Raw genomic sequence first — 18,419 nt, 5'->3', positions numbered from 1 at the left:
TTCATGCAATTTGCTATCAAGTCAGTAGCTGCCTGTGCAATGTTGGTGAGCGCTGCCGCCGCATTCGCTCAGAAGGGCGAGACCGTCAAGATCGCCTGGCTCGACCCGCTGTCGGGCCTCATGGCCGCGGTCGGCACCAACCAGCTCAAGACCACGCAATTCCTTGCTGAAGAGTTCAACAAGAAGAACCAGTCGGGCGTGAAGTTCGAGATCATCGCGCTCGACAACAAGCTCAGCCCGCAAGAGACCACCGCCGCGCTGCGTTCCGCGCAAGACCAGGGCGCGCGCTACATCATGCAGGGCAACGGCTCCGGCCCCGCGCTCGCGATCATCGACGCCGTCGAGAAGAACAACGCGCGCAATCCGGGCAAGGAGCTGCTGTACATGAACTACGCGGCGGTCGACCCCGACCTGACCAACAGCAAGTGCAGCTACTGGCACTTCCGGCTGGACGCCGACACCTCCATGAAGATGGAGGCGCTGACCACCTGGATGAAGGACCAGCCCGACATCAAGAAGGTCTACATCCTCGGCCAGAACTACGCCCACGGAGTGCAGGTGTCCAAGTTCGCCAAGGAAGACCTGAAGGTGAAGCGCCCCGACATCCAGATCGTGGGCGACGACTTGCATCCGCTCGCGCAGGTGCGCGACTTCTCTCCGTACATCGCCAAGATCAAGGCTTCGGGCGCCGACACCGTCATCACCGGCAACTGGGGCTCCGACCTGTCGCTGCTCATCAAGGCCGCCAACGACTCGGGCCTGAACGTCAAGTTCCTGACCTACTACGCGCCGGGTGCGGGCACGCCCACGGCCATGGGCGCCACTTCCGACGGCAAGGTCTACACCGTCGCCTACGCCCACTACAACATGGGCGGAGAAATCCAGCAGCTGCTCGCCGGCTACAAGAAGCGCATGAACGACGACCTCACGCAGTCGTCGATCTATCACGTGTTCGCACTGCTCGATGCCGCCTTCGCCAAGACCAAGTCGACCGACCCGGTCAAGGTGGCCGCGGCGCTGGAGGGAATGAAGATCAAGAGCTTCAACGGCGAGGTCGAGATGCGCAAGGCCGACCACCAGCTGCAGCAGGGCCTGTACATCTCGCGCTGGGAAAAGGCCAGCGCCAAGTACCCCTATGACGCGGAGAACACCGGCTACACGAACGTTCCCGTGAAGTACTACGAATCGTACGTGGCGAGCACGCCCACGTCGTGCCAGATGAAGCGCCCCTAGGCGTCTTTGTGAACGCGTTTCCTACCCATTGGTAGCAGCTGTCTACCAACGGGTAGCAAATTGGAGAAACGCGGTGTCGCATGCGCGATAGAAACGGGCCTTTGCAGCCCCCCTCTTACGGGCATTCCCTGAGGGGAGGGGCTGCAAACGCTTGTACTCTCGTGCGGCGTTTTGAATCGGTTTGACCAGGAGATATAGATTGAAGTTCGCTCTGAAAATCGCTACCGCGGCCGTCATCGCGGCAACCGCCACCGGCGCCCTTGCCCAGAAGGGTGAAACCGTCAAGATCGCATGGCTCGACCCGTTGTCGGGCCTCATGGCCGCGGTCGGGACGAACCAGCTCAAGACCTTCCAGTTCTTTGCCGAAGAGTTCAACAAGAAGAATGCGGCAGGCGTGAAGTTCGAGATCATCGGCATCGACAACAAGCTCAGCCCGCAAGAGACCACCAGCGCACTGCGTTCGGCCCTCGACCAGGGCGCGCGCTACATCGTGCAGGGCAACGGCTCCGGCCCTGCGCTGGCCATCATCGACGCGCTCGAGAAGAACAACGCGCGCAATCCCGGCAAGGAAGCGCTGTACCTGAACTACGCCGCCGTCGACCCTGACCTGACCAACAGCAAGTGCAGCTACTGGCAGTACCGCTTCGACGCCGACACGTCGATGAAGATGGAAGCGCTGACCACCTACATGAAGGACCAGCCGGAAATCAAGAAGGTCTACCTGCTCAACCAGAACTACGCGCACGGCCAGCAGGTCTCCAAGTTCGCCAAGGAAAACCTCAAGAACAAGCGCCCCGACGTGCAGATCGTTGGCGACGACCTGCATCCGCTGGCCCAGGTGCGCGACTTCGCGCCGTACATCGCCAAGATCAAGGCCTCGGGCGCTGACACCGTCATCACCGGCAACTGGGGCTCCGACCTCGCGCTGCTGATCAAGTCGGCCAACGACTCGGGCCTGAACGTCAAGTTCTACACCTACTACGCCGTGACCAGCGGCACGCCGACCGCCATGGGCGCAGCGTCCGACGGCAAGGTGTACCAGGTCGGCTATGCCCACTACAACATGGGCGGCGACATGCAGAAGTACGCCGAAGAGTTCAAGAAGAAGTTCAACGACGACCTCTACACCACCGACGTCTACACGGTGTTCCAGGCGCTGACCGAAGCCTTCGTGAAGACCAAGTCGACCGACCCCGTCAAGGTGGCCGCCGCCATGGAAGGCATGAAGTTCAAGAGCTTCAACGGCGAGATCGAACTGCGCAAGGCCGACCACCAGGCACAGCAGGGCCTGTACATCGCCAAGTGGGAGAAGGCCAGCGCCAAGTACCCGTACAGCCCGGAGAACACCGGCTACACGCTGGCCCCGGTGAAGTACTACGACGCCTACGTGGCCAGCACGCCTACCTCCTGCCAGATGAAGCGGCCCGGCGGCGCCTCCTGATCGCTGTCTGATCGCCACCTGACAGGTCGAGGCCCGACTTCAACACTCGGGCCTTTTTCTTTTTTACCTGACACGAAAGACCGATGAACGTCGAATTCTTCGTCATCTCGCTGCTCAACGGCGTGAGCTACGGCTTGCTGTTGTTCATGCTGAGCTCTGGCCTCACGCTGATCTTCAGCATGATGGGCGTGCTCAATTTCGCGCACGCCAGCTTCTACATGCTGGGCGCCTATTTCGCCTACACGCTGTCGGGCGTCGTCGGTTTCTGGCCGGCGCTCTTCATCGCGCCGCTGCTGGTGTTCGCGCTGGGCGCGGCCTTCGAGCGCTACTGCCTGCGCCGGGTCCACAAGTTCGGCCACGTGCCCGAGCTGCTGGTGACCTTCGGTCTTTCGTACCTGATCCTTGAACTCGTGCAACTGGTGTGGGGCCGCTCCACGGTGCCGTACGGCCTGCCGTCGGCGCTGCAGGGCCCGCTCTTCTCGCTCTACGGCACGCAGTTTCCCAAGTCGCGCTCATTCATCATGCTGGTGGCGGTGCTGATGCTGGTGTCGGTGTGGCTGCTGCTCACGCGCACGCGCATCGGCCTGGTCATCCAGGCGGCGCTGAAGCACCCCGACATGGTCGAGGCGCTGGGCCACAACGTGCCGCGCGTGTTCATGCTGGTGTTCGGCGGCGGCGCCGCGCTGGCGGGCCTCGCGGGCGTGGTCGGCGGCAACACCTACGTCACCGAGCCGGCCATGGCGGGTTCGGTCGGCTCCATCATCTTCGTGGTGGTGGTGGTCGGCGGCATGGGCTCGCTGGCAGGGGCTTTCCTGGCCTCGCTGATCATCGGCGTGGTGCAGACCTTCGCCGTGGCCATGGACCAGTCGCTTGCCACCGGCCTGCAGGCGCTCGGCGTGGCGGTGAGCGACCAGACCTTCGGCTATGAGCTGCTGAAGCTCACGATCTCGCAGGTGGCACCGATCCTGCCGTACCTGTTCCTGGTGCTGATCCTCATCTTCAGGCCCAAGGGTCTTCTCGGAACGCGGGAGGACTGACGCCATGAACACTGCAACCACCACAACCACGCCAGCCGCTTCGGCCAACAAGGCGCCGACGCAGTACTACCGCTTCAAGCCGCTGAACATCGGCCGCATCCTGATCTGGTCTTTCTTCGCGCTGCTGCTGATCGTGGCGCCGATGATCTTCACCAGCAGCCTGGCTCTCACCATGCTGTCGCAGATCGGCTACCTCATCATCATCTGCCTGAGCTACAACATGCTGCTGGGGCAGGGCGGCATGCTCAGCTTCGGGCATGCGGTGTACGTGGGCCTGGGCTCGTTCATCGCCATCCACGCGATGAACCTGGCCAGCGCCGGCAAGCTGCCGATTCCGCTGGTGCTCATCCCGCTCGTGGGTGGCCTGGGCGGCATGTTCTTCGCCGTGGTGTTCGGCTACGTGTCGACCAAGAAGTCGGGCACCACCTTCGCGATGATCACGCTCGGCCTCGGCGAGCTTGTCGCCGCCATGGCGCTGATGTTCCCGAGCTTCTTCGGCGGCGAGGGCGGCATCACCACCAACCGCGTGTACGGCGCCTCGGTCTTCGGCATCAACTTCGGGCCGCAGAACCAGGTGTATTACCTGATCGCCGTGTACTGCTTCATCTGCACCGGACTGATGTTCGCCTTCACCGGCACGCCCCTCGGGCGCATGCTGAACGCGGTGCGCGACAACCCGGAGCGCGTGGAGTTCATCGGCTACAACACGCAGCGCGTGCGCTACTACGCCTTCATCATCGCGGGCTTCTTCGCGGGCATCGGCGGCGGGCTGGCTGCCATCAACTTCGAGATCGTGAATGCGGCCGACAGCCTGAACGGGCTGCGCTCGGGCAGCTACCTGCTGTTCACCTTCCTGGGCGGCGCGACCTTCTTCTTCGGGCCGATCATCGGCGCGGCGTTGCTGGTGTTCGCGCTGGTGCTGCTGTCCGAGCTCAGCAAGGCCTGGCTGCTGTACGTGGGCCTGGTGTTCCTGTTGATGGTGATGTTCGCGCCCGGCGGCGTGGCCAGCCTGATCATGATGAACGTGCGCGTGGCGCTGTTCGGCAAGATCAAGCGCTTCTACGCACTCTACGTGGGCCTCTTCATCGGTGCGGCCATCATGCTCGCGGGCGCTGCCGCCATCGTCGAGATGATCTATCACATGCAGCTGAATGCGGCGCTCGGGCCCGTGGTGCCGCTCGCGGGCCTGCAGCTCGATACCTCATCGGCCACTAGCTGGATCATCGCGGTGGCGCTGCTGGCGGTGGGCCTGGGCGTGTTCGAGGTGGTGCGCCGTCGCTTCGCGAAGGTCTGGGGCCATGCACAGGAAGAAATCGAAGCCGAGATCAAGCGGCGGGAGACGGCATGACCTATTCACTTGAACTCAAGAACCTGCGCAAGAGCTTCGGCAAGACCGACATCATCCGCGGCGTCGATCTGGCCGTGACGGCCGGCGAGCGCATCGCCATCATCGGGCCGAACGGCGCTGGCAAGTCCACGCTGTTCAACCTGATCAGCGGGCGGCTCACGCCTACCAGCGGCGAGGTGCTGCTCAACGGCCAGCGCATCGACGGCATGAAGCCGTACGAGATCAACCGCATGGGGCTGTCGCGCAGCTTCCAGATCACCAACATCTTCCCGAAGCTCACCGTCTTCGAGAACCTGCGCTGCGGCGTGCTGTGGAGCCTGGGCTACAAGTACACCTTCCTGCGCTTTCTCTCGAACCTCGACGACGCCAACGAGCGCACCGAAGAGCTCATCCGCCAGATCGGCCTGGAGAAGAAGCGCGACGTGCACGCGGTGAACCTCACCTACGCCGAGCAGCGCGCGCTGGAAATCGGCGTGACCATTGCGGGCGGCGCCAGCGTCATCCTGCTGGACGAGCCCACGGCGGGCATGAGCAAGACTGAAACCTCGCACTTCATCTCGCTCATCAAGCACGTCACGGTCGGCAAGACACTGCTGACGGTGGAGCACGACATGGGCGTGGTCTTCGGGCTGGCCGACAAGATCGCGGTGGTGGTGTACGGCGAAGTCATTGCCTTCGACACGCCTGCTGCCGTTCGCGCGAATGCGCGCGTGCAGGAGGCCTACCTCGGCTCGTCGGTCGCGGATGCACAAGGGGCGGGACACTGACATGCTGAAGCTCAAAGACATCCACGCCTACTACGGCAAGAGCCATGTGCTGCACGGCGTTTCGTTCGACGTGAACCCCGGCGAAATCGTCGCGCTGCTGGGCCGCAACGGCTCCGGCCGCTCGACCACGGCCAAGGCCATCATGGGCCTGGTGCATGCCGAGGGCGGCCTGCACTGGAAGGGGCAGGACATCCTGCGCCGCAAGGCCTACGAGATCGCCCATTTCGGCATCGGCTACGTGCCAGAGAACCGCGACATCTTCCCCAAGCTCACGGTGCACCAGAACCTGCTGCTGGGGCAGAAGGGCTCGGGCAAGGGCAGCCGCTGGTCGTTCGACGACATGTACGGCATGTTCCCGCGCCTGAAGGAACGCCAGCACACAGAAGCTGGCGTGCTCTCGGGCGGCGAGCAGCAGATGCTCACGCTGTGCCGCACGCTGATGGGCGACCCCGACCTCATCATCATCGACGAGCCCACCGAAGGCCTCGCGCCCAAGATCGTCGAGCTGGTGGGGCAGTACCTGCGCACGCTGAAGGACAAGGGCATCTCGGTGCTGCTGATCGAGCAGAAGCTCACCATTGCCATGCAGATTTCAGACCGCGCGCTCGTCATGGGCCACGGCAGCATCGTGTTCGACGGCACGCCGGACAGCCTGCGCGCCGACGCCACCACTCGCAAAGAGTGGTTGGAGGTTTGATACCCCCAGGGGATTCGGGCCACGCCCCGGATCCCCTTGTCTCTCCAGCGACTGCGTGCCATTGTTGGGCCACGCGAAACGCCTAGAATCCCCCGAAAAAGAACACTCGTGCTTTTTCTTCTTTTTCTTCACACACCAAGGAACGCAGCATGACGGCTGAATACAAAGTGCTCGGCGATATCGCCGTGATCACACTGACCAACCCTCCGGTCAACGGTCTCGGTTTCTCGACACGCATCGGCATCACCGATGGCCTGTCGAAGGCCAATGCCGACGACGCCGTCAAGGCCATCGTCATCACCGGCGCCGGCAAGGCTTTCTCGGGCGGCGCGGACATCAAGGAGTTCGGCACGCCCAAGGCGCTGCAAGAGCCCAACCTGCTGAGCGTGATCCTCGCGCTCGAAGCCTCTCCCAAGCCCATCGTCGCATCCATCCACTCGGTGTGCATGGGCGGCGGCCTCGAACTGGCCCTGGGCTGCCACTACCGCGTGGCTGCCCCCGGCACCAGCGTGGCACTGCCTGAAGTCAAGCTGGGCCTGCTGCCCGGCGCCGGCGGCACGCAGCGCCTGCCGCGCGTGCTCGGCGTTGAAACCGCCCTGAACATGATCGTCAGCGGCGAGCCCGTGAAGAGCGAACTGCTCGCGAGCCTGCCCGGCCAGAAGCTGTTCGACAAGCTGGCTGCCTCGGCCGAATCGGTGTTCGAAGAAGCCGTGGCCTTCGCCAAGAGCGTGGCCGGCAAGACCGGTGAAGCGCTGCCGCTGGTGCGCAACCTGCCGTGCAAGCACCCGCAGGGCGACGCCTACTTCCAGTTCGCCAAGAACATGGTCGGTGGCATGTCGAAGAACTACCCGGCGCCGCTGAAGTGTGTCGACGCCGTGCAGGCCGCAACGAAGCTGAAGTTCGACGAAGGCATGGCCGAAGAACGCCGCCTCTTCACGGCGCTGATGTTCACGCCCGAATCGCTGGCCCTGCGCCACCTGTTCATGGCCGAGCGCGCCGCGAGCAAGATTCCCGACGTGCCCGAAGACACGCCCAAGCGCGAGATCAAGGCCGTTGGCGTGATCGGCGCCGGCACCATGGGTGGCGGTATCTCGATGAACTTCCTGAACGCGGGCATCCCCGTCAAGATCCTCGAGATGAAGCAGGAAGCGCTCGACCGCGGCGTTGCCACCATCAAGAAGAACTACGAAGCCCAGGTCAAGAAGGGCAAGCTCAAGCAGGACAAGTACGAGCAGCGCATGGCGCTCCTGAGCACCACGCTGAGCTACGACGACCTGAAGGACGCCGACCTCATCATCGAGGCCGTGTTCGAAGAAATCGGCGTGAAGGAAAAGGTCTTCAAGGAACTCGACCGCGTGGCCAAGAAGGGCGCGATCCTGGCCTCGAACACCTCGACGCTCGACGTCGACAAGATCGCCTCGTTCACCGACCGTCCGCAGGACGTGGTCGGCATGCACTTCTTCAGCCCCGCCAACGTGATGAAGCTGCTCGAAGTGGTGCGCGGCAAGGCCACCGCCAAGGACGTGCTCGCCACGGTCATGGACATCGGCAAGAAGATCAAGAAGACTTCGGTGGTCTCGGGCGTGTGCGACGGCTTCATCGGCAACCGCATGATCGAGCAGTACTCGCGCCAGGCAGGCTTCCTGCTGGACGAAGGCGCCACGCCGCAGCAGGTCGACAAGGCCGTCGAGAAGTTCGGCTTTGCCATGGGCCCGTTCCGCATGGGCGACCTGGCCGGCAACGACATCGGCTGGGCCATTCGCAAGCGCCGCGCCACCGAGCGCGCCGACATGAAGTACAGCCGCACGGCCGACAAGCTCTGCGAACTGGGCCGCTTCGGCCAGAAGACCGGGGCAGGGTGGTACGACTACCAGGCCGGCAAGCGCGACGCCATTCCGTCGGAACTCGTCAACAAGATGATCGAAGACCACCGCAAAGAGCTTGGCATCACGCCGCGCAAGATCTCCGATGAAGAGATCGTGCAGCGCCTGGTGTACGCACTGGTCAATGAAGGTGCGCACATCCTGGAAGACGGCATTGCCTCGAAGTCCGGCGACATCGACATGGTGTACCTCACCGGCTACGGCTTTCCGATCTGGCGCGGCGGCCCGATGCACTACGCGTCGCAGGTCGGCCTGTACAACGTGGCCGAGACGATGAAGCGCTTTGCCAAGAACCCGCGTGATGACGGCGCGTTCTGGCAGCCCGCACCGCTGATCCAGAAGCTCGTGGCCGAAGGCAAGCAGTTCAGCTGATCCACGAAGGCAAAGGGACCGACCGCCAATGTTGAAACGCATCTTCCTCGGGCTGCTGCTGGCAATCGTCTTGCTGGTGGCCGCCGTGGCGGTCAAGACCTGGACCACACCGTCGCAGCAACTGGCGGTGGCGCCCGCGCCGAAGCTGGACATCGATCTGCAGGCAGCAGCCAAGCGGCTCTCTACAGCGATCACGTTCCGCACGGTGTCGGGCATGGACGATCCGGCTGCCAACGCGGCCGAGTTCGACAAGCTGCACGCATTCCTCGCGCAGCAGTTCCCGAAGGTGCATGCCACTCTCAAGAAGGAAGTGGTCGGCAACAAGGCGCTGCTCTACACATGGACCGGCACCGATCCCTCTGCTAAGCCCATCGCATTGATGGCGCACCAGGACATGGTGCCCATTGCCCCGGGCACCGAGAAGGCGTGGACGGTCGACCCCTTCGCGGGCGAGATCAAGGACGGCTTCATCTGGGGCCGTGGCACGCTCGACAACAAGAGCAATCTTTTCGCGCAGATGGAAGCCATCGAGCTGCTCATCGGCGCCGGCTTCAAGCCCAGGCAGACCGTCTATCTCGTGATGGGCGACGACGAAGAGGTGAGCGGCCTGCGCGGTGCGCTGCCTATTGCCGAACTGCTCAAGTCGCGCAACGTGCGTCTCGACTGGGTACTCGACGAAGGCCTGCTGGTGCTCGACGGCGTGCTGCCGGGCCTGAGCAAGCCCGCGGCGCTCATCGGCCTGGCTGAAAAAGGCTACGGCACTTTCTTCCTCTCGCTCGACACTGCCCCCGGCCACTCGTCGATGCCGCCGCAGCACAGCGCCATCGGCAGCATGAGCGCGGCGCTGGCACGGCTCGAAGCCAATCCGATGCCTGGTGGCATCAAGGGCGTGGCCGGCCAGATGTTCGGCGCGCTCGCGCCAGAGATGAGCGGCGTCAACCGCGTGATGCTGTCCAACCTGTGGCTCACCGAGCCGCTGGTGCGCGGCCAGCTCGAGAAGAGCCCGAGCAGCAATGCCATGCTGCGCACGACCACCGCGCTGACCATCGTTCGCGCCGGCAACAAGGACAACGTGCTGCCCGGTCGCGCCGAAGCCGCCGTCAACTTCCGCATCCTGCCGGGTGACACGCTCGCCAGCGTCGAGGCCCACTTGCGCAAGACGCTGGCCAACGACGACATCAAGATCAAGCAGTACCCCGGCAACGCCGAGCCGTCGCCCGTGTCGGCGACCGACAGCACCGGCTACCGCGCGATCCAGCAGGCCGTGCGCCAGACCTTCCCCGATGCGGTGGTGGCCCCCGGCCTCATGACCGCCGCTACCGACTCGCGCCACTTCAGCCTCGTGAGCGATGCCGTCTTCCGCTTCTCGCCGTTCCGCGTGAAGGGCGAAGACCTGGCGCGCTTTCACGGCAACAACGAACGCCTGGCCATCTCGAACTACGGCGAGATGATCGGCTTCTATCACCAGCTCCTGAGCAACACCAACGCTGCTCCGGCGCAATGACGACAACCTCTTTTCCCTTCCATCTGCTTCAAAGGACCTCACCATGACCAGCGCCGTCATTGTTTCCACCGCCCGCACGCCGCTCGCGAAGAGCTGGAAGGGTGCCTTCAACATGACGCACGGCGCCACGCTCGGCGGCCACGCCGTGCAGCACGCGGTGCAGCGCGCCGGCATCGACCCTGCTTCGGTGGACGACGTCATCATGGGCTGCGCCACGCCCGAAGGCGCGACCGGCTCCAACATCGCGCGCCAGATCGCGCTGCGCGCCGGCCTGCCGATCACCACTTCGGGCATGACCATCAACCGTTTCTGCTCGTCGGGCCTGCAGACCATCGCCACCGCCGCCCAGCGCATCATCGCGGGCGAGGGCGAGGTGTACGTGGCCGGCGGCGTCGAGAGCATCTCGTGCGTGCAGAACGAAGCCAACAAGCACATGCTGGCCGATCCGTGGCTCGTGAAGCACAAGCCCGAGATCTACTGGAACATGCTGCAGACCGCCGAGCAGGTCGCCAAGCGCTACAACATCGGCCGCGACGCCATGGACGAATACGGCGCCGCCAGCCAGCAGAAGGCCACCGCCGCGCTCGAAGCCGGCCGCTTCAAGGATGAGATCGCCCCCATCACCGTGCTGGCCGGCGTGGCCGACCCTGTGCTGGGCCTGCGCACCAAGGAAGTCACCATCGAGAACGATGAAGGCATCCGCGCCGGCACCACCAAGGAAGGCATCAGCGGCATCCGCTCGGCCATTCCCGGCGGCCTGATCTCGGCCGGCAATGCCAGCCAGTTCTCCGACGGCGGCGGCGCCTGCGTGGTGGTCGACGAGAAGTACGCCGAGCAGAAGGGCCTGAAGCCCCTGGGCCGCTTCCTGGGCTTTGCCGTGGCCGGCTGCGAGCCCGACGAAATGGGCATCGGCCCCGTGTTCGCCATTCCGAAGGTGCTCAAGCGCCTGGGCCTCACGGTCAACGACATCGACCTGTGGGAGCTGAACGAAGCCTTCGCCGTGCAGGTGATCTACTGCCGCGACAAGCTCGGCATTCCGGCCGACCGCCTGAACGTGGACGGCGGCGCCATTGCTGTAGGCCACCCTTACGGCGTGAGCGGCCAGCGCCTTACCGGCCATGCGCTCATCGAAGGCAAGCGCCGCGGTGCCAAGAAGGTCGTGGTCACGATGTGCATCGGCGGCGGCATGGGTGCCGCGGGCGTGTTCGAGGTCTTGTAATCATGTCCGGCTTGGGCCACGACCACGAGGTCTCGCCCGAAGCCGTTCTGGCCTACGGGCGCCGCATGCTTGCATCGCAGCCGTTCAGCGTGCTGATCGGCGCGGAGTTGCACGCGCTGGCGCCGGGCCTTGCCGAGCTTCAGCTGCCGCTCACGGCGCAGCTGAAGCAGCAGAACGGCTTTGCCCACGGCGGCATCGTGAGCTACATGGCCGACAACGCGCTCACCTTTGCCGGTGGCAGCGCGTTACGCGTGCCGGTAGTGACTTCCGAATTCAAGATCAACTATGTGCGGCCGGCTCTTGGCGATCGTTTGATCGCACGCGCCACCACCGCCCATTGCGGCAGCTCGCAGGCCGTCTGCACCTGCGAAGTGTTCGTGGTGAATGACCGTGCAGAGAAGCTCTGCGCGCTGGCGCAGGGCACCATCGCCAAACTGCCCGACCCCTCGAAAAAGTAGCAAGAAGAGACACCCTCATGAGCCTGCGTTCCACCCTCGACTTCCTGCTCTACGACTGGCTCGACGCCGAGTCGCTCAACCAGCGCGAACGCTTTGCCGACCACTCGCGCGAGACCTTCGACGCGGTGCTCGATACCTGCGAGCGCATCGCGCGCGAAAAGTACGCGCCGTTCAACCGCACGGTCGACACGCAGGAGCCGCATTTCGATGGCGAAAAAGTCATCCTGCCGCAGGCCACGCACGACGCGCACAAGGCTTTCGTCGAGTCGGGAATGATGAGTGCGGCACAGGACTACGACATCGGTGGCATGCAGCTGCCGTACACGCTCTCTGCCGCGGCCAACAGCTTCTTCGCGATGGCCTCCGTGAGCATCGGCTCCAACATGCTCACGAGCGGCAACGCCAACCTGCTGATGGTGCACGGCACCGAGATGCAGAAAGAGGTGTTCGCCAAGAACGAGTTCTCGGGCCGCTGGGCCGGCACCATGTGCCTGTCGGAGCCGCAGGCCGGTTCGTCGCTGAGCGACGTGGCCACGCGCGCAGTGCCCGACGGCGCCGGCTTTCAAAATGACCCGCTGGGCCCGCGCTATCGCCTCACGGGCAACAAGATGTGGATCTCGTCGGGCGACCACGAGCTGACCGAGAACATCGTGCACATCGTGCTCGCCAAGATCCCCGACGAGAACGGCAAGCTGGTGCCGGGCACGCGCGGCATTTCGCTCTTCATCGTGCCCAAGCGCATGGTCGATACCAAGGGCGAGCTGACGGGCCAGCGCAACGACGTTGCGCTCGCGGGGCTGAACCACAAGCTGGGCTGGCGCGGCACCACCAATACGCTGCTGAACTTCGGCGAGGGCAAGTACCCGGTCGATGGCAAGGCCGGTGCCGTGGGCTACCTGGTCGGCGCCCCCGGCAAGGGCCTGCACTGCATGTTCCACATGATGAACGAGGCGCGCATCGGCGTCGGCACGGCCGCCACCATGCTCGGCATGGCCGGCTACCACGCCTCGCTCGAATATGCCAAGAGCCGTCCGCAGGGCCGGCTGGTGAAGAAGCCCGACGCCGCCGGTGCCGCAGTCGCCAAGGACTCGGCCGCGCCGCAGGTGCGCATCATCGAGCACGCCGATGTGCGGCGCATGCTGCTGGCCCAGAAGGCGTACTGCGAAGGCGCTCTGGCGCTGGAGCTGTACTGCGCCCGGCTGGTCGACGAGCAGAAGACCGGCGACGCGCAGGCCGCCGACGACGCGCGCCTGTTGCTCGAAGTGCTCACGCCCATCGCCAAGAGCTGGCCCAGCGAGTGGTGCCTGGAGGCCAATTCGCTGGCCATCCAGGTGCATGGCGGCTACGGCTACACGCGCGACTTTCCGGTGGAGCAGTACTGGCGCGACAACCGCCTGAACATGATCCACGAGGGCACCCACGGCATCCAGGCGGCCGACCTGCTGGGCCGCAAGGTGCTGATGGAAAAGGGCCGTGGCCTGCAGCTGCTGGCCGGGCGCATGACCGACACCATTGGGCGTGCCGCCAAGGTGCCGGCATTGGCCGCTCATGCCAAGGCGCTGGGCGCCGCGCTGCAGCGCATCGGCAGCGCCACCGAGGCCGCATGGTCCACCGGCGACCCGGCCGACGCGCTGGCCAACGCCGTGCCGTACATGCAGGCCTTCGGCCACACGGTGCTGGCCTGGATCTGGCTCGACGTGGCCCAAAGGGCCCTGCAGACCGACGGTGAAAAGGCGAGGGCGGTAACAGCTGGCAAGATCGGCGCCACGGACTACTTCTTCCACTACGAGCTGCCGAAAATCGGCGCATGGCTCAACGTGGTCGAAACCCGCGACCCGACCTGTACAGCTTTGCCCGAGGACGCCTTCTGATGGCCACTACCGATTCGCCGAACGCCAACCCCAACAACACTCCCGCCGTCAAACCTCCCAAGCCGCACGCGCGGCTCGAGAAGTGGATCTGGATCCTGATCTACGGCGGCCTGTTCGTCGTGATCCTGGGCATTGCCACCGGCCGCACCGACGCCGCGCTGGGCTGGTCCCTCGCCGTGCCCGGCGGCATCGTGGCGCTGATCGGCTTCGTGCTGATCTACGTGCGCTCGCGGCTGCCCAACACCCCTACCAAGTAGAGAGGCCCGCCATGCTCAAGCACATCGTGATGTGGAAGTTCAAGGAACACGCCGAGGGCACCGACAAGGCTACCAACCTGCTGAAAGCCAAGGCGCTGCTCGACGCCTGCGCCAAGCTGTCGCCCGGCACGCTGCGCTTCGAGGTGGCCATTGCCCAGCCCGGGCTGGAAGCCACCTACGACCTGGTCCTGTACTCGGAATTCACCGACTCCGCCGCGCTCGCGGCCTATTCGGACCACCCGCAACACGTGGCCCTGAAGCCTTTCATCGGCGCCGTGCGTGAAGCCCGCCAGTGCATGGACTACGAGATTTGAGCCTGACATTCAAAACCGGAGACACCTCATGACGCCCCGCAACATCAAGCAGCTGTTCGACCTCACCGGCAAGACCGCACTCATCACCGGCGGCTCGCGCGGCCTGGGTCTGCAGATGGCCCACGCGCTGGGCGAAGCCGGCGCGAAGATCATGCTGAGCTCGCGCAAGGCCGACGACCTGGAGCAGGCCGCCGCCGAGCTGCAAGCCGCCGGCATCGACGCGCGCTGGATCGCCGCCGACTGCTCGAAGGAAGAAGACACCCGCCGCCTGGCCGACGAGACGCTGCAGCGCATGGGCGCAGTCGACATCCTCATCAACAACGCGGGCGCCAGCTGGGGTTCGCCGGCCGAGAGCCACCCGGTCGAGGCCTGGGACAAGGTGATGAATCTCAACGTGCGCGGCTATTTCATCTTGTCGCAGCAGATCGCCAACGGCTACATGATTCCGAAGAAGACCGGCCGCATCATCAACATCGCCTCGATCGCCGGGCTGAACGGCAACCCGCCCGAAATGCAGACGCTGGCCTACAACACCTCCAAGACCGCGGTCATCGGCTTCACCCGCACGCTGGCCGCCGAATGGGGCCGCTACGGCATCAATGTGAACGCGATCTGTCCCGGCTTCTTCATGACGAAGATGGCCGCCGGTCTCATCAAGTCGCTGGGCGAGGAAAAGATGGCCGCGCAGGCCCCGCTCGGCCGCCTGGGCGACGAGGAAGACCTGAAGGGCCTGACGCTGCTCTTCGCGAGCGATGCAGGCAAGCACATCACCGGCCAGTGGCTGGCTGTGGACGGTGGCGTGAGCGTGGTGCTGGGTGCGGCCTGACATGTCTTCTTCAGATTCCAGCGACATCAACATCCGCTCGTACACGAGCCAGATCCCGTTCGCGCGCCACCTGGGCTTCGAGCTGACGAAGTTCGAGGGCGGCGAGTCGGAGATCATCTATACCGCGAAGCCCGAGCACCTGAACACCTTCGACGTGACGCACGGCGGCGCCTGCATGACGCTGCTCGACATCACCATGGCAGCAGCCGCGCGCAGCGTGGCGCCCGAGACGGGCGTGGTCACCATCGAGATGAAGACCAGCTTCATGCAGCCTTCGGTCGGTCCGCTGCACGCACGCGGCACGCTCATTCACAGGACGGCGACGCTGGCTTTCACCGAGGCCAAAATCTACGACGAACAGGAACGCGTGTGCGCCCACGCCACCGGCACCTTCAAGTACGTGAAGCGCCGGCTGCCGACCGGCCCCGCCAGCGCCAACGAGATGCGGCCGCCGTCGACCGACTGACTGACACTTTCCTGGAGACATTCATGCCGATCAACAAGCAGATCCACCTCGACAACCGCCCCGACGGCGAGGCCGTGGCCAGCAACTTCAAGCTCGTGTCCGCCGAGACCCCCGCGCTCAAGGACAACCAGGTGCTCGTGCGCCACCACTACATGAGCCTCGACCCGTACATGCGCGGCCGCATGAACGACGCCAAGAGCTACGCGCAGCCCCAGCCGCTGGGCCAGACGATGCAGGGCGGCACGGTCGGCGAAGTGGTCGAGAGCAAGCACCCCAAGTACGCCGTGGGCGACAAGGTGGTCGGCTTCGGCGGCTGGCAGGAATACAGCGTGGTCGATGCCTCGCAGCCCGGAGCGCTGAAGAAGGTCGACACCACGCACGTGCCGCTGTCGCACTACCTCGGCGCGGTCGGCATGCCCGGCGTCACGGCCTGGTACGGGCTGGTGAAGATCATTGCGCCCAAGGCCGGTGAAACGGTGGTCATCACAGCCGCCAGCGGCGCCGTGGGCAGCGCCTTCGGTGCGCTGGCCAAGGCGCGCGGCTGCCGTGTGGTCGGCATTGCCGGTGGCCCCGACAAGTGCAAGTACGTGACCGACGAGCTGGGCTTCGACGCCTGCATCGACTATCGCGTGCACGCCGACGTCAAGTCGATGAGCGCGGCGCTCAAGGAAGCCTGCCCGAACGGCATCGACGGCTACTTCGAGAACGTCGGCGGCTACATCTTCGACGCGGTGCTGCTGCGCGCCAACGCCTTCGCCCGCGTGGCGCTGTGCGGAATGATCGCGGGCTACGACGGCCAGCCGCTACCGCTGGCCAACCCGGCGCTGATCCTCATCAACCGCATGAAGATCGAAGGCTTCATCGTCAGCGAGCACATGGAAGTGTGGCCCGAGGCGCTGACCGAGCTGGGCACGCTGGTGGCTACCGGCAAGCTGAAGCCGCGCGAGTCGATTGCGCAAGGCATCGAAGCGGCGCCTGAAGCCTTTTTGGGCCTGCTCAAGGGCAGGAACTTCGGCAAGCAACTCGTCAAGCTGATCTGATGCACTGGATGAACTGAACGCACGGCAAGGAGGCCGGTCATGGAAACCACGCACGAGGTGTTCAACCAGCCCACGCCGCTGGTGGACTACAACCTCTTCGACACCAACCGGCCCTTGCGCGATGCGCTGAAGTTCAACGCGCCCGCGTTGCAGACGACGCAGCTGCACGAGCTTGGCGCCACCCTCGGCACGGCCGGCATGCAGGCGCATGCGCGGCTTGCCAACATCCACACGCCCGAGCTGCATACGCACGACCGCTTCGGGCGGCGCGTCGACGAGGTGGAGTTCTATCCGAGCTACCACGCGCTGATGACCGCCGCCGTGGGGGCCGGGCTGCACGGCACGCCCTGGACGGGCACTTCGGCCTCGCCGCATGTGCTGCGCGCAGCAGGCTTCATGCTCTTCACCGAGCTGGAGCCATCCATTCTTTGCCCCATCTCCATGACCTACGCGGTCACGCCCGCGCTGCGCGGCAATGCGGCCGTGTACGCCGACTGGGGCCCGAAGCTCGGCAGCCTCTGGTACGACCCGGCCCTGAAGCTTTTCAGCGGCAAGCCCGGCGTGACCATGGGCATGGGCATGACCGAGAAGCAGGGCGGCTCCGACGTGCGGGCCAACACCACGCAAGCCGTGCGCGACGGCAGCGATGCCTGGGGCGAGCGCTATGCCATCACCGGCCACAAGTGGTTCTTCTCGGCGCCGATGTGCGATGCATTCCTGGTGCTGGCGCAGGCGCCCGCGGGGCTTTCGTGCTTCTTCCTGCCGCGTGTGCTGCCTGATGGTTCGCGCAACGCCATCCAGATCCAGCGGCTGAAAGACAAGCTCGGCAACAAGGCCAACGCAAGTTCCGAGGTCGAGTTCCAGGGCGCGAGCGCGTGGCTCGTGGGCGAGGAGGGCCGCGGCATCCCGCAGATCCTCGAGATGGGCACGATGACGCGGCTCGACTGCGCACTGGGCACCAGCGGGCTGATGCGCCAGTCGCTGGGCATCGCACTCAACCATGCGATGCAGCGCAAGGCATTCGGCAAGCCGCTGATCGAACAGCCCTTGATGAAGAACGTGCTGGCCGATCTCGCGCTAGAAAGCGAAGCCGCTACCGCGCTCGCCATTCGCCTGGCCCGTGCCTTCGACAATCAGGCCGACGAGCACGAGCGCCTGATGGCCCGCCTGCTCACGCCGGTCGCCAAGTTCTGGATCTGCAAGCGCGGCAGCGCCTTCGCGCAGGAGGCCATGGAATGCCTCGGCGGCAATGGCTACGTGGAAGAGGGTGGCGAGGGCGTCATGGCCCGCATCTACCGCGAGATGCCGCTCAACTCCATCTGGGAAGGCGCGGGCAACATCATGGCGCTCGACCTGCTGCGCGGCCTGCGCAAGGGCGACGCGGTGGCCGCGCTGACGAAGGAGCTGGCGCCTGCGCGTGGCCAGCACGCAGCGCTCGACCGGCTGGCCGACGCGCTGCCGGCACGCATCGAGGCGATGGCCTCCGAAGCCGAGGCCCGCCGCCTCGCGCAGGACGTTGCGCTCGCCGTGCAGGCTGCACTGCTCGTACAGACCGCGCCGACCGCCATTGCTGGCGCGTTCTGCGCCTCGCGCCTGGGTGGCGACTGGGGCAATGCCTTTGGCACGCTGGCCGCGGGCACCGATTTCGATTCGATCATCCAGCGCGCGCAACCCCGTTGAAGCGCG

At 65.0% G+C, this 18,419-nt stretch carries 17 protein-coding genes; all 17 read left to right on the top strand.

The genetic code is table 11. The annotated features are described in order from the left end of the window. The first annotated feature begins 3 nt into the window (after window positions 1-3). Window positions 4-1,233, top strand: a complete 1,230-nt coding sequence (locus tag ACTG4X_RS18835) for a branched-chain amino acid ABC transporter substrate-binding protein (protein WP_093056898.1) — start codon at window positions 4-6, stop codon at window positions 1,231-1,233. Window positions 1,234-1,432: 199 nt separating this feature from the next. After that, a complete protein-coding gene (locus tag ACTG4X_RS18830) occupies window positions 1,433-2,674 on the top strand; it encodes a branched-chain amino acid ABC transporter substrate-binding protein (protein ID WP_440531619.1) in 1,242 nt (413 codons plus the stop codon). A gap of 83 nt (window positions 2,675-2,757) precedes the next feature. Next, window positions 2,758-3,711 carry a branched-chain amino acid ABC transporter permease gene (locus tag ACTG4X_RS18825; RefSeq protein ID WP_093056896.1) on the top strand — a complete coding sequence of 318 codons (954 nt, stop codon included), beginning with the start codon at window positions 2,758-2,760 and terminating at the stop codon, window positions 3,709-3,711. 4 nt (window positions 3,712-3,715) lie between these two features. Further along, window positions 3,716-5,059: a branched-chain amino acid ABC transporter permease gene (locus ACTG4X_RS18820; protein WP_093074021.1), complete on the top strand. Its 1,344-nt coding sequence runs from the start codon at window positions 3,716-3,718 to the stop codon at window positions 5,057-5,059. Beyond that, window positions 5,056-5,826, top strand: a complete 771-nt coding sequence (locus tag ACTG4X_RS18815) for an ABC transporter ATP-binding protein (RefSeq protein ID WP_093074023.1) — start codon at window positions 5,056-5,058, stop codon at window positions 5,824-5,826. The genes ACTG4X_RS18820 and ACTG4X_RS18815 overlap by 4 nt, the downstream gene beginning before the upstream one ends. Before the next feature lies 1 nt (window position 5,827). Further along, window positions 5,828-6,523: an ABC transporter ATP-binding protein gene (locus ACTG4X_RS18810; protein ID WP_093056893.1), complete on the top strand. Its 696-nt coding sequence runs from the start codon at window positions 5,828-5,830 to the stop codon at window positions 6,521-6,523. 149 nt (window positions 6,524-6,672) lie between these two features. Further along, complete coding sequence (locus ACTG4X_RS18805) at window positions 6,673-8,778, top strand: 3-hydroxyacyl-CoA dehydrogenase NAD-binding domain-containing protein (RefSeq protein WP_093074025.1); 2,106 nt, start codon at window positions 6,673-6,675, stop codon at window positions 8,776-8,778. 28 nt (window positions 8,779-8,806) lie between these two features. Next, window positions 8,807-10,282 carry a M20 family peptidase gene (locus ACTG4X_RS18800; RefSeq protein ID WP_093056891.1) on the top strand — a complete coding sequence of 492 codons (1,476 nt, stop codon included), beginning with the start codon at window positions 8,807-8,809 and terminating at the stop codon, window positions 10,280-10,282. 43 nt (window positions 10,283-10,325) lie between these two features. Beyond that, window positions 10,326-11,501, top strand: a complete 1,176-nt coding sequence (locus ACTG4X_RS18795; protein WP_093056890.1) for an acetyl-CoA C-acyltransferase — start codon at window positions 10,326-10,328, stop codon at window positions 11,499-11,501. A 2-nt stretch (window positions 11,502-11,503) separates the two neighbouring features. Beyond that, entirely contained in the window at window positions 11,504-11,959 is a 456-nt protein-coding gene (locus ACTG4X_RS18790; RefSeq protein WP_440531618.1) for a PaaI family thioesterase, read from the top strand. 17 nt (window positions 11,960-11,976) lie between these two features. After that, on the top strand, window positions 11,977-13,830 hold the full coding sequence (locus ACTG4X_RS18785) for an acyl-CoA dehydrogenase (RefSeq protein WP_440531617.1): 1,854 nt from the start codon (window positions 11,977-11,979) through the stop codon (window positions 13,828-13,830). Beyond that, on the top strand, window positions 13,830-14,087 hold the full coding sequence (locus tag ACTG4X_RS18780; RefSeq protein ID WP_440531616.1) for a hypothetical protein: 258 nt from the start codon (window positions 13,830-13,832) through the stop codon (window positions 14,085-14,087). Before ACTG4X_RS18785 ends, ACTG4X_RS18780 begins: the two co-directional genes overlap by 1 nt. 11 nt (window positions 14,088-14,098) lie before the next feature. After that, window positions 14,099-14,401 carry a Dabb family protein gene (locus tag ACTG4X_RS18775; protein WP_093074035.1) on the top strand — a complete coding sequence of 101 codons (303 nt, stop codon included), beginning with the start codon at window positions 14,099-14,101 and terminating at the stop codon, window positions 14,399-14,401. 28 nt (window positions 14,402-14,429) lie between these two features. Then, a complete protein-coding gene (locus ACTG4X_RS18770) occupies window positions 14,430-15,227 on the top strand; it encodes an SDR family oxidoreductase (RefSeq protein ID WP_093056885.1) in 798 nt (265 codons plus the stop codon). A 1-nt stretch (window position 15,228) separates the two neighbouring features. Then, window positions 15,229-15,693, top strand: coding sequence for a PaaI family thioesterase (locus ACTG4X_RS18765; RefSeq protein ID WP_093056884.1), 465 nt, complete (start codon window positions 15,229-15,231; stop codon window positions 15,691-15,693). A gap of 23 nt (window positions 15,694-15,716) precedes the next feature. Beyond that, window positions 15,717-16,733 carry an NADP-dependent oxidoreductase gene (locus tag ACTG4X_RS18760; RefSeq protein WP_093074037.1) on the top strand — a complete coding sequence of 339 codons (1,017 nt, stop codon included), beginning with the start codon at window positions 15,717-15,719 and terminating at the stop codon, window positions 16,731-16,733. A gap of 39 nt (window positions 16,734-16,772) precedes the next feature. Beyond that, the gene (locus tag ACTG4X_RS18755) at window positions 16,773-18,413 is read left to right on the top strand and encodes an isovaleryl-CoA dehydrogenase (RefSeq protein WP_440531615.1); all 1,641 of its coding nucleotides are present in this window, start codon (window positions 16,773-16,775) and stop codon (window positions 18,411-18,413) included. Window positions 18,414-18,419: the final 6 nt, after the last annotated feature.

The sequence above is a fragment of the Variovorax sp. YR566 genome (genome assembly GCF_051992195.1).
Classification (GTDB): Bacteria; Pseudomonadota; Gammaproteobacteria; order Burkholderiales; family Burkholderiaceae_C; genus Variovorax.
Note: the sequence above shows the minus strand (reverse complement) of the source record. Positions and strands in the feature narration are given on the sequence as shown.

What these genes read in the sequence shown, in the direction of transcription:
- ACTG4X_RS18835 (WP_093056898.1), top strand. Translation starts at nt 4, where the DNA reads ATGCAATTTGCTATCAAGTCAGTAGCTGCCTGTGCAATGTTGGTGAGC.
- ACTG4X_RS18825 (WP_093056896.1), top strand. Translation starts at nt 2,758, where the DNA reads ATGAACGTCGAATTCTTCGTCATCTCGCTGCTCAACGGCGTGAGCTAC.
- ACTG4X_RS18820 (WP_093074021.1), top strand. Translation starts at nt 3,716, where the DNA reads ATGAACACTGCAACCACCACAACCACGCCAGCCGCTTCGGCCAACAAG.
- ACTG4X_RS18815 (WP_093074023.1), top strand. Translation starts at nt 5,056, where the DNA reads ATGACCTATTCACTTGAACTCAAGAACCTGCGCAAGAGCTTCGGCAAG.
- ACTG4X_RS18810 (WP_093056893.1), top strand. Translation starts at nt 5,828, where the DNA reads ATGCTGAAGCTCAAAGACATCCACGCCTACTACGGCAAGAGCCATGTG.
- ACTG4X_RS18805 (WP_093074025.1), top strand. Translation starts at nt 6,673, where the DNA reads ATGACGGCTGAATACAAAGTGCTCGGCGATATCGCCGTGATCACACTG.
- ACTG4X_RS18800 (WP_093056891.1), top strand. Translation starts at nt 8,807, where the DNA reads ATGTTGAAACGCATCTTCCTCGGGCTGCTGCTGGCAATCGTCTTGCTG.
- ACTG4X_RS18795 (WP_093056890.1), top strand. Translation starts at nt 10,326, where the DNA reads ATGACCAGCGCCGTCATTGTTTCCACCGCCCGCACGCCGCTCGCGAAG.
- ACTG4X_RS18790 (WP_440531618.1), top strand. Translation starts at nt 11,504, where the DNA reads ATGTCCGGCTTGGGCCACGACCACGAGGTCTCGCCCGAAGCCGTTCTG.
- ACTG4X_RS18785 (WP_440531617.1), top strand. Translation starts at nt 11,977, where the DNA reads ATGAGCCTGCGTTCCACCCTCGACTTCCTGCTCTACGACTGGCTCGAC.
- ACTG4X_RS18780 (WP_440531616.1), top strand. Translation starts at nt 13,830, where the DNA reads ATGGCCACTACCGATTCGCCGAACGCCAACCCCAACAACACTCCCGCC.
- ACTG4X_RS18775 (WP_093074035.1), top strand. Translation starts at nt 14,099, where the DNA reads ATGCTCAAGCACATCGTGATGTGGAAGTTCAAGGAACACGCCGAGGGC.
- ACTG4X_RS18770 (WP_093056885.1), top strand. Translation starts at nt 14,430, where the DNA reads ATGACGCCCCGCAACATCAAGCAGCTGTTCGACCTCACCGGCAAGACC.
- ACTG4X_RS18765 (WP_093056884.1), top strand. Translation starts at nt 15,229, where the DNA reads ATGTCTTCTTCAGATTCCAGCGACATCAACATCCGCTCGTACACGAGC.
- ACTG4X_RS18760 (WP_093074037.1), top strand. Translation starts at nt 15,717, where the DNA reads ATGCCGATCAACAAGCAGATCCACCTCGACAACCGCCCCGACGGCGAG.
- ACTG4X_RS18755 (WP_440531615.1), top strand. Translation starts at nt 16,773, where the DNA reads ATGGAAACCACGCACGAGGTGTTCAACCAGCCCACGCCGCTGGTGGAC.